Below are 11,310 nucleotides of genomic sequence, written 5' to 3'. Positions count from 1 at the left end.
ACCTCTAATTACGACCCTGACCCAGCCATGGCCTCCCGCAAACAACATCAGAAAAGGTACTATCGACTCGAATTTAAGGTAAAAACCTACGATTATGCTTTTCATTAAGTTTTGTCAGTCAACCAGGGTGAGAAACACTCTCAGTCTGGCTCCCATACCTCTGACTCCTTTCTTCGGCAACACTTTATAATTTGTAACATACATCCTTTTTTTTTGCACGACCTACTTACAACCATTTTTGAGCTGGTAGAGAATGCCATTTAATATTTCTCTTTTACTCCACTTCGGGGGTCGGGTTCTCTTCTTTTCTGGCAACAGAGGTTCAAGAATTTCCCACTCTCTGTCTGTCAAGCTACTTGAGTATGGCATTTTTGACTCATTATACTTTCTCACGAAGATCCCAAATGGGTTCTATAAATTTTATTTTATCTAAAGATTTATCCCTAGAAATTCATTATAGAATTACATTAATGTTCATAAAGAACACTTCTAACAATTTTTGGCGAGGTAAATACTGTGAATAAGGATGCGTTAAGTGAGGCATTAATAGCTCTAGCTAACCAAGATCGACCCCTATCGGAAAAAATATTCCTAAAACTTTTAAGACAAGTATGGCAAATTGATTGGACTGTTGCTGCTTATGATGTATGGGGTCATTATATTGAATATGATGTACCTTATTTCTTGCGATTTATGAAAGCAGACGTGGGAGATGAAGCAGAAGAGAAGCAATTATTGATCGATTGGATAGGTTCCAGACTTGAGCTGCGAAATCAAAAAGGTTCAGGGCAAGATAGACTTATAGATCTAATCGAGGAAGTTAATCAATTAAGAGCCTCCACACGCAAAGGTGCAGGTTGGTAAGCTATTGATTAATGTTGAATGAATGATAGTCCGGTTCAATTGATTGGTTGAGAGCTGTGCTGGACTGATCGGAAGCATTGTTTTGCTCAATATTGAATATATAGGGTGCTTTTAAAAAATTCAGAACTCAACTGTCTCTTTGTTGCAAGTTTTCTTCAAACATAAAAGTGCCCTTTTTTCAATCATTATTAATCCGTTTAGTTAATCAGTCAAACCAGAAATATTGAGTGAATTTAACTGTGCTCACTTAAGTTAAATTGGTCAACGACATTAAACAGTACTACGAGGGATAATGCAGTGTGCAGAAGAAAGTACCGACCGATAACATTGGCGTTCGCGGAGCGTGTGCGTTAGCACGTAGGCTAACTTTACCCCAGAAATGGGTTGACAGGTTTGTGGATTCCTAGGTTTACCACCAACAAAAATCCACATCCCCTTTAAGGGACGGGGGTTTTAACCCCTGCGTCGCTTTTCCTCCCCCGGCTAAAGTGCGGGGGTCTCCAAGCTACCGGAGGTTTTTGATGATTTTTGATGACCAGGCAAAGACTTTTGAAGCTAGAACTGGCTTATCTGAATTAACTTGCCAAGCGGTGGCAGAAACTGCCTTTCAGCTAGCTGAAATTCAAGCGAGGGACTGCATCGTAGAAGTGGGTGCAGGAACAGGGCAAATTGGTCAGTGGTTTACCTCTGAATCAGTTCAATACCTGGGTTTCGATCTTTCCGAGCCCATGCTGCAAGAGTTCCGTCAGCATCTAGATCACCCTAGGGACAATTTTAAGATAGTTCAAGGGGATGCTAACCAATATTGGCCAGTTAAAGATGGCACAGCGAACCTCATCTTTAGCTCTCGCACTTTACATCTACTGAACTTAGAACACATCGTGAGTGAAAGCTGGCGCATTGCCCACGCAGAACGAGCAGTCGTACTGATGGGGACTGTGCAACGCCAGAAAAATAGCGTCAAAAATCAGATGAGAGACCAGATGCAAACATTGCTAGCGAAGGAAACGTTGCAGGGACGACAAAAAAACAAGTTGATGCATCAATTGATCGAACGATTTACTCAGGATGGTGCTCAAACCATTGAGCCTATGGTGGTGTCGTCTTGGAAAGTCGTCAGTACTCCTAGACAGTCCCTTGACTCTTGGCGAGGTAAAGCCAACTTAGCTGGTATTGAGCTCGGTGATGAGATTAAGCACAATGTTCTAGATCAACTAGAAGTTTGGGCACAAGCAACTTTTGGTGGATTAGATCAGCCCATCGAATCTGAAGAAACTTATATACTCCAAGGCGTTCGCCTCAACTAAGCTTATGAAAAATATGATTCTGACTCAAGACAATGAACTTCTTTCTGAATTGGGGAAATCCCTAGTTTCAGGGTCTCTTAGCGACGAACGATTGTTGGCACAAACTGCTGCCCAGCCACCGATCCAAATTTTACCCGATGCGAATTTATTGAAAATTGGTGGACAGAGTTTTATTGATCGTGGACGAGCAGCAGTTTTTCCTTTGATGGATGAAATTGTAGAAAATCTAGGTCACCACAAGATGATCATTGGCACCGGAGGCGGAACTAGAGCCCGTCATGGTTACAGTGTGGGACTAGATTTAGGTTTGCCCACTGGAGTTCTGAGTGTACTGGGTACTTTTGTCAGTATGCAGAATGCTCGGATGATCCATTTTCTGCTGGCTAAACATGGCATCCCTTTTATTGAACCTGTTCAGTTTCCCCAACTCCCCCTTTACTTAGAAGAGCGGGGTGCAGTCATTTTCTTTGGGATGCCTCCTTATATTTTCTGGCACGAAAACCCTGCGGTGGGAAGAATTCCACCCCATCGCACAGATACAGGTTCTTATCTGATCAGCGAAGTTTTTGGTACCAAGTCAATGATTTTTATCAAAGATGAGGAAGGCTTATATACCGCCGATCCCAAAAAAGATCCCAACGCTAAATTCATCAAAAAAATCTCTGTCGCAGAACTACAAGAATTAGATCTACAAGATGTAATCGTAGAACGTCCAGTCTTAGAGATGATGCAACGATCAGAGAATCGCCGTTCAATTCGAGTCATTAATGGATTAGTCAAAGGCAATCTCACCCGTGCTCTGAACGGAGAAGATATCGGTACGCTGATCTACGCAGACGATAAACAGTAAACAGCGAACAAACAAGCGACGACAAGATAACGGATAACTAAAACAATGACTTACACAGAATTAAACAGTGATAAACGCAACCACCTCGAATCTATGCTGATGCGGGAAAGCTTGCTAGATAAAGAGGTACAGAGATCGACCGAACCTCAGTCTCAAGATACTCCGGTGATTCGGATGTTGCCTAATTCCCATGTTGTTAAAATTGGAGGCAGGTCGATTTTGGATGCTGGGCGATCGCTGATGTATCCTTTAGTCGAAGTAATCGGCAACTGTCTCAGTTCTAAAAAGCTGATTCTTGGGACAGGGGGGGGAGCCAGAAGCCGCCATGTCTTCTCGATTGGCATTGACTTAGGGATGCCAGCAGGTGTGCTGGCACAACTTGCACAAGCGGATGCCCTAGGAAACGCTCATATTCTGGGCGCACTGCTATCTTCCTATGGCGTAGTGGCGATTCCTCCAGAAATTTTTGGTCATCTCTTACCCCTATTTATCAACAGTGTACCTGGTGTGATTTTTACGGGTGTTCCTCCTTACTCCCTCTGGGAACATCCTCCAGAAGTCGGACGTATTCCTTCCCATGGTAGTGATGCCGGCTGTTTTCTGCTGGCGGAATGTTTTGGTTGCAAAACTCTCACCCTTGTTAAGGATGTAGATGGACTTTATGATCGAGATCCCAAACTTGACTCCACTGCTAATTTTATTCCTGAAATTTCTGCAACAGAGTTAAAACAACGCAATTTAGAAACACTACCTTTTGAGCGTATTCTCATTGATTTACTCGCTAATTCTCGATTAGTAGATAAATTCCAAATCATTAACGGAAGAATCCCGGAAAAATTAGAAGCAGCTCTTGATGGTGAGCATGTGGGCACAATTATTTACGCGGATAAATAAGGGGAAAATGATCGGAAGAAGAAAGTTTATCGGATTAAGTCTGTTAAGTCTCTTATCTGCTTGCACTGCTTTGAGTTTCGGCAGTGAAGATTCGTCTACAATCACTCTGACTATCTCTGCGGCTAGTAGTCTACAAGATGCGATCCAAGAGATTGGTAATTTGTACAGTCAACAAAATCCTAATATTAGGCTTACCTATAACTTTGGTTCTTCCGGTTCCCTTCGACACCAAATCGAACAAGGTGCGCCAGTGGATGTGTATATTTCCGCAGCAAAGCAACACATGGATGCTTTGGAAAATAAAAACTTTTTGCTAGATAATACACGCCAAAATCTGCTCAAAAATGAGGTCGTGCTGATCACAGCTCACAATAATTCTGATCTCGATGGATTCTCACACCTTAAGAGTGATTTTGTTAATAAAATAGCCATTGGTGCGCCGGATAGTGTTCCCGCCGGGAAATATGCGAAGGAAGTATTGGACTCCCTGAAGTTATATCAACCCTTAGAAAGTAAGTTGGTTTTTGCCAAAAATGTCCGCCAAGTTTTAGCTTATGTAGAAACGGGTAATGTGGAAGCGGGTATTGTTTATAGCACTGATGCTCAAGTCTCAGATCAAGTCAAGATTGTAGCAACCGCACCGAGAGATTCTCATTCTCCCATTGTCTATCCCATTGCGATTGCCCAAGATAGTAAACATCCAGAAGCTGCCCAATATTTTATCCAATTTATCTTAAGTAATGCAGCTCAAAATGTTTTGACAGAATACGGCTTTAAAAAGTAAAAATTATTACTTATCACTTATTACTTATTACTTATAGCAAGTCGCGCTCGTCTATTTACAAATAATGAATGAATTTCCTTTGGGATCTGTATATCATCTGGGAGTCTGTAACTACACCAGCGCGAAGCACTATATTACTTATTACTTATCACTTATCACTTATTACTTATTACTTAATTAATGCCCTTAGACCTTTCGCCTCTCTGGATTTCTTTAAAAACGGCTTCGGTGGCTACTGTTTTTGCCTTTATCGCAGGAATTGCCGTGGCAGAGGTGATGTTTAGCTATCAGGGCAAAGGAAAAGGTCTAATCGATGGTATTTTGACTCTTCCCTTGGTACTTCCGCCCATTGTGACAGGTTTCTTACTGTTGTTATTGTTCGGTAGAAATAGCCCCATCGGACAAGGATTACAGCAATGGGGAATTAGCATTATATTTTCTTGGCAAGCTACAGTAATCGCTTCTACTGTAGTGGCATTTCCCTTGATGTATAAAACGACATTAGCAGCATTTGAACAGATCAAGAAAGATCTGATTAATTGTGCTCGCACTTTAGGAGCCAATGAAAATAGGATCTTTTGGCAAATCGTTCTGCCTTTAAGCTGGCGAGGAATCGTTTCTGGGACAATTTTAACCTTTGCTAGGGCACTAGGAGAATTTGGAGCGACCTTGATGTTAGCAGGTAGCATTCCTGGCAAGACCCAAACCATGCCCCTAGCGATTTACTTTGCAGCAGAAGCAGGGAACATGGAAGAAGCGTTAATTTGGGTAATCATTTTAGTCGCGATCGCTCTAGGAGTCATTGTTACCATTAATTATTGGTCTGATACAGACGGTTGGCTTGAGCAGCTTTCAGATAGATTGGGAGCCTCAGCAATCAGTCGTTGGTCATTAATTACAAGTCGTTGGTTTTCTGTTTTTCAATCTACCCACCACATTCAAGCCAAAAATCAACGCCATTTTTATCAACAACTCATTCTTGAAATAGAAAAAGATTTACCTAGTTTTAGTTTGATTACTACCCTAAATGCTAATAATAAACTGTTGGGAATATTGGGAGCTTCGGGTTCTGGTAAAAGTATGACCTTGCGTTGTATTGCGGGTTTAGAAACTCCGTCTCGTGGACGGATTGTCCTCAACGGACGCATCTTATTTGACTCTGACAAGAATATAAACCTATCTTGTCGCCAACGTCGTATTGGTTTTGTCTTTCAAAATTATGCTCTATTTCCTCACATGAGAGTGGCTCGCAACATTGGTTTTGGCTTACAGCATTTGCCGAAAGAAGAGCGGCGCAAGCAAGTTCAAAAATACATTGATTTAATGCAGTTACAGGGGCTAGAAAAACGTTATCCTCATCAATTATCTGGGGGACAACAACAAAGAGTGGCACTAGCCAGAGCCTTAGCGATTGAACCAGAAGCAATACTGCTGGACGAACCGCTTTCAGCTTTAGACAACTATTTACGCAGTCAAATTGAACAATTATTAGCAGATGTTTTTGCTAACTATCAAGGGGTGATGCTGTTAGTGACCCACAAATTAGAAGAAGCTTATCGAGTTTGTGAAGATCTAGTCATTCTTGATCACGGTCAAGTCATTGGGGCGGGTTATAAAGAAGACATTTTCCGACATCCACCTAATTTTAAAGTGGCACAGCTTACCGAGTGCAAGAACTTTTCTCGTCTACAGATTGTCGATCCGTATCACATCAAAGCGATTGACTGGCATTGTCGTCTTCAAGTTGTTGAACAGCTTAACTCATCATTAACCTATGTCGGTATCCGCGCTCATCATCTCAGATTTGTTATCAAGCAAGAGACAGTTAATACTTTTCCTTGTTGGTTAGTCAGAATTAGTGAAACACCCTATCGTATAACTCTTTATCTTAAGCTCAACTCTTCTGCAAACCATGAACTAGATTATCACCTACAAGGAGAAGTTTTTAAGGAAAAATGGGATAAAATTAAGGATCATCCCTTTCCTTGGTATGTTTATTTAGATCCTCTCCAACTTATCTTAATGCCCACATTGTAAGAGCATATCGATCAGATAATCTTTATATGGGTCTAATTTAGACCGTCTCCGGTCACTACGACCTTGATGTTCTAAAAAATGGGGGTGACGTAGATCTCGAAACACACTACTACGACCAATACCTAATTTGAGGATCACCAAAAGTTGCCAAGACCCCTAATGTTAGCAGCAAATTGTTATGTTTGCAAGCAACTACTAAGAGTAGGTAATCATATTTGACAACAGGTCAAAAATATGATTAAATCGTAGAGGGTCATTCAAAGAAACATTAAATCCAGTTCAATAACCTGGTCTAACAGATCTGGTCTGACTGCCTTAATTTTCCTTGCATATCGGGATAGTTTACTCTGCTTATTCGTGAAAGGTCAGAAGTAGTCATTCTGATTGAGTTGAATTAAAGAGCATCCCGTCACCTCAGAATGATTCTCTCAAAAAAACTTTGACACAAACAGGCAATTTGCTCATGACACAGGAAAAACCCTCTCCAGAACAGCACAGCTCTGAGCAAGAGTTAGACGCTCAGAAGTTTCATTTCGGCCGACGTCATTTCTTGGCAATAGGAGCAGGAGCTGCCACTGGATTAGCCTTTTCTGCTCCTGCTTTTGCTAAAGGAGCAAGGGGCTGTCAAGGGAAACAGTTACAAACAACAACTCTTCCCACCTTCCAACAACCCCCGGTTGCTCCCCTGGGTACTGCTGAGAATCCCACAGAACTGGCTATTGATTATATTTCAGAAGCTGTTAGCTTCTCATCGGAAACTCGCCAGGAAGTAACGATGCGTTACTACTCCTACGGTGAACAAGGACCTTTTGAGCGCACATCAAACCATCTTCTGCGACCAGGACCGACATTCAAATTTAAGGCCAGAAATCCCAATAAAAATACTTTAAATCTTAAGCTGAAGAACAATCTTCCCCCCAATGAGGGTACTAACTACCCCTCCGCCCCTCCCCACCCGAGTACAGGTAGTCCAGGAGTTGCTGACAGGCCCAAGGATTTTAATACAACCAACCTGCACTTCCATGGGTTCCACGTTTCGCCGCTGAGTCGCACTCTGGCAGGTCAACCTGGTTCCGCTCTGGATAGTCCAGTGAGCCTCTCTTCCGATGACATCTTTGCAGCCGTTCACCCCAAAGGGGAAATGGGTAGCACTGGTGAGCATCTGTACCAGGTGGTTGTGCCTAAATTTCATGCCCCCGGTACCCATTGGTATCATCCCCACCAACATGGCTCAACGGCTTTACAACTGGCGGATGGTATGGTCGGTGCATTAATTATCGAAGAACAAGGAGATGCGGTAATTGATGTAGATCGCGACCTGGTAATGATCGCCCAGGAAGTGATTACCGAAGATGCCATTGTCAAGCCTGATCCCGACTTACCACCGGTTCCTGGTGACCAGATGATCTACAACTGTAGCCCTGCATCTTACAAATTTACGATTAACGGTTACTTGAATCCGATCTTAAAGATGCAACCTGGGGAATTACATCGCTGGCGATTTATTAATGCTACAGCGACGACGCGGGGCTTTATTCAGCTTGAACTACGCAAGGTGGAAGACGATGGAAAAACACAGACATTACAGGATCTTAATGTGATTGCTCTTGATGGGATTAGCTTTTATGGACGAGCTCCTGAAGTTAAGCAAGTTTTAGTGTTAAACCCTGCCAATCGAGCTGATTTGTTGATCCAACTGAATGAACCTGGTACTTACCAACTCTGGAAAAAGGTTTGGAGGGCAGGACGGGGTAATCTAGGTGAATTTGGTATTATTGTTTCTACATTGATGAGAGAAGGACCCCAGCAACAACAGATTCTGGCAACGATAACGGTAGAAGGGGATCGGGTTACCTCACCCAAAAATATTCCTGATACTATTCCTGGTGATTTCCCCGAATATCTCCAACCGATTACGGATGACCAATTGTTACACTATGAAGTCAGATATAAAGAAGAAAATGGTAATGACGCGATTCAAAGTTTAATTTATGAGCGTCCCTTTGTGTTTGGGTTCTATAAGGAAACCAGAACCCAAAATTGCAACTTTTATATGCAGCGTCCAAAAGACGAAGAAGATAAGGATGGAAAGCAGTTTAACAAGGACATCAAATCTGGCAAACTAAATCCAGGCCAAGCTAACCCCAACCCCCGTTTGCTTCAGATTAATGGAGTTTCTTTCACTCCCAAGAGCGGAAGCAACTATATTTCCTATCTTCCGGCATACAAAGTTATAGGGGCATATGAGTTAGACGAAAAGAAACCTTATAACCCAGGTCGATTCACCGCAGGTGCTTATCGGAATGAGACGGTTCAGTTAGTCAAGCTCAACACCTGTGAAGAATGGATTATCTTCAATTACAGTAATGTTGCCCATCCGTTCCACATTCATATGGCTCCTTTTCAAGTGGTTGAGGTATATGATCCCAACTACGACGAAAACAACCCTGTTAAGTACGATCCCGCTACTTCACCTTGGCATGATACTTATCCAATCCCTCCTTTCAAATATATTCCGGATTTAAATAAATTAGATGATCCATGCAATAAATTCAAAGGAGTTGAGGGATTTATCTATGGCTATCTCAAAATTCGTCTACGCTTTACCGATTTTTGGGGTAAGTACGTTTTCCATTGTCACTTGCTCAACCATGAAGACCAGGGTATGATGCAGACGATTTATGTGATGAATGATGATGGCGGCACAGGGTATAATCCTTTCACTCAAGTGAAAACCTCCACTGGTGTTGTTCCCAAAGTGACCATTGGTGATTTAGGTGCCTTACCCGCTAATTATTATCCACCTACCCATTTTGAACCTTATAACCATCCCAATATACCAGCCGAATCTTACCCCAATGCCTATTTTGAACCCTTAAGATGGTATGGAAAACAAGAAGGCTTTCCGGTATATTCTCAATTGGGCAAAGAGAGCTTCCCTCCCCAAGTTGAAATCACCAGTGATGGTAAAATTGTGGGAATAGTCAATCCAGATCCCATCATACGTTTTTGACACTCCCCATCAATAAATTGAAGGGGATTCTTAGTTCATAGGGATACCAATATACTTGCCCTCACTAAGCATCTTGACCGTATGCCTTCAGGGGGCTTGTCGCCCCCTGAAGCAATTATCAGTTGAGGCCCTGGGGAGATATTGAGCTTGACTATCTCTTGAATTATGGGAAACCACAGCAGTACCACGCTTAATCTATTTGAGATTAAAAATCGTTGTAAATGACGGCGACGACTGTTCTGTTTTATAGGTATTGGTAGTGTAGCCGCCAACCTTTCTATTCGCACTTGCTTGTAAGTTTGCAGTAATGCAACCAACAAATTCAGGGTCAGCAGTTGCGAATCACTGAGATATTTTTGTAGATGGGTCTGGTAGAATGAAGGTAACATTAAATAATAATGGTCTTGTCAAATTCACGAGACCATTCTTTTTTACCACAATCTACTACTCTTTCTGATACCTCACGTGAGTCGGGCTGCGGTGACTAGCTCCATAAGGTTTTTTGATGACAAACCTTAACCACCCGCACCTCCTCTATGTCTTGCTTTGAGGGGGCTTGTCGCCCCCTGAACCGTATGCCCTACGGCTTAGTAATCAGGAAATTCTCGCACATGCAAACTAGCTGGCCATTCTTGGGGGTTACTCCCTTTGGGGTCAGCTAGTTCCAGGGGGCAATTGCTCCCTAGTTGCTTAACAAAGACGGCAGGAGAAGGATGAGTCTCCTTACAGTTGGCAATAATTTCAGATATCCAATTGGGGTCACAAATCCTGGCATTGTGACCTGTTTCCCCACCAATGATGACTAAATCAAGGGAGGATAGAAAATTCCCCCAATTTTCAATTTTCTCTAATAGGGGTTCACAGACGATCCAGTGTTTGTGGGCAGGGATTTGAACCAGATCGGAGAGCCTGGGGATGAGAACAGCTTGGTTTTCAATGGTACAGCCAACCCAGATGTTGGTCGGTAAGTAATCCCTGTCTGCTACCTTAAGCCACTCTTGAATTGCCATGCCCATGATGTGGGGACGTTTGGTGAGTAACATAAAAATCTGCTTGGGAGCACTAACCATCGCATCAAGCATTTCAATGTGCCACTCGCGCGGGACCCATTGTCCAAATATGTCCGTCATACTGGCGACAAAATGTCGCTTTTTTTTTCGTTGCCGTTGCCAACTTGCTAAAATATCGTGCCTGAGCCTGAGTGCCGGAGGAGGGGATAGATAAGATAATTGATTGCCGCCAAAAAACTGATTCTGATTGATTCGCTCGGCATAACAGTGAGCACAGCCAGCCGAGATTTTCTCGCACCACCACCCTCCTTCAATTGCGACAATGATATTGTCAGTGACATCGACACATTCCATCTATTAAAATAAAAAATGATGAATAAGTTTACAAAAAAACTATCTTTGGCGACAATTATAACTTTTCTCTTTTGACACTCCCCACGATTAGAAATCGGGGGATTCTTGGTTCAACGAACTGACTTGCTTAACCAGACCGGAATCAGGAAATGTAGAGGACAGATCTCCCCAAGCGTTGATAAAAGTTTCGGTGTGCC

Annotated in this window: 9 protein-coding genes; 7 read left to right on the top strand and 2 right to left on the bottom strand. The window is 42.6% G+C overall.

Annotation, left to right across the window (positions count from 1 at the left end):
- Positions 1-222: 222 nt before the first annotated feature.
- Positions 223-369: a transposase gene (locus tag F6K63_RS35270; RefSeq protein WP_287314770.1), complete on the bottom strand. Its 147-nt coding sequence runs from the start codon at positions 367-369 to the stop codon at positions 223-225.
- Positions 370-516: 147 nt separating this feature from the next.
- On the opposite strand from F6K63_RS35270, the gene F6K63_RS35265 reads away from it, so the two are divergent.
- The 7 genes from F6K63_RS35265 to F6K63_RS35235 all read left to right on the top strand — a co-directional run bounded on the left by F6K63_RS35265 (position 517) and on the right by F6K63_RS35235 (position 9,749).
- Positions 517-864, top strand: a complete 348-nt coding sequence (locus F6K63_RS35265) for a hypothetical protein (protein WP_287251063.1) — start codon at positions 517-519, stop codon at positions 862-864.
- A gap of 521 nt (positions 865-1,385) precedes the next feature.
- Complete coding sequence (locus F6K63_RS35260) at positions 1,386-2,171, top strand: class I SAM-dependent methyltransferase (RefSeq protein WP_287251062.1); 786 nt, start codon at positions 1,386-1,388, stop codon at positions 2,169-2,171.
- A gap of 4 nt (positions 2,172-2,175) precedes the next feature.
- Positions 2,176-3,021 (top strand): amino acid kinase family protein, encoded by an 846-nt coding sequence (locus F6K63_RS35255; protein WP_287251061.1) that lies wholly within the window; start codon positions 2,176-2,178, stop codon positions 3,019-3,021.
- Between the two features lie 45 nt (positions 3,022-3,066).
- Positions 3,067-3,915 carry an amino acid kinase family protein gene (locus F6K63_RS35250; protein ID WP_287251060.1) on the top strand — a complete coding sequence of 283 codons (849 nt, stop codon included), beginning with the start codon at positions 3,067-3,069 and terminating at the stop codon, positions 3,913-3,915.
- A 7-nt stretch (positions 3,916-3,922) separates the two neighbouring features.
- Positions 3,923-4,699: a molybdate ABC transporter substrate-binding protein gene (gene modA, locus F6K63_RS35245; protein WP_287251059.1), complete on the top strand. Its 777-nt coding sequence runs from the start codon at positions 3,923-3,925 to the stop codon at positions 4,697-4,699.
- 180 nt (positions 4,700-4,879) lie between these two features.
- Positions 4,880-6,736, top strand: coding sequence for a molybdate ABC transporter permease subunit (gene modB / locus F6K63_RS35240; RefSeq protein WP_287314769.1), 1,857 nt, complete (start codon positions 4,880-4,882; stop codon positions 6,734-6,736).
- 463 nt (positions 6,737-7,199) lie between these two features.
- Positions 7,200-9,749 carry a multicopper oxidase family protein gene (locus F6K63_RS35235; protein WP_287314767.1) on the top strand — a complete coding sequence of 850 codons (2,550 nt, stop codon included), beginning with the start codon at positions 7,200-7,202 and terminating at the stop codon, positions 9,747-9,749.
- 587 nt (positions 9,750-10,336) lie between these two features.
- On the opposite strand, the gene F6K63_RS35230 is transcribed toward F6K63_RS35235, so the two are convergent.
- The gene (locus F6K63_RS35230; protein ID WP_287251056.1) at positions 10,337-11,113 is read right to left on the bottom strand and encodes a DUF5131 family protein; all 777 of its coding nucleotides are present in this window, start codon (positions 11,111-11,113) and stop codon (positions 10,337-10,339) included.
- Positions 11,114-11,310 lie beyond the last annotated feature (197 nt).

Source organism: Moorena sp. SIO1G6, from assembly GCF_010672795.1.
In the GTDB taxonomy this organism is placed as follows: domain Bacteria; phylum Cyanobacteriota; class Cyanobacteriia; order Cyanobacteriales; family Coleofasciculaceae; genus Moorena; species Moorena producens.
Note: the sequence above shows the minus strand (reverse complement) of the source record. Positions and strands in the feature narration are given on the sequence as shown.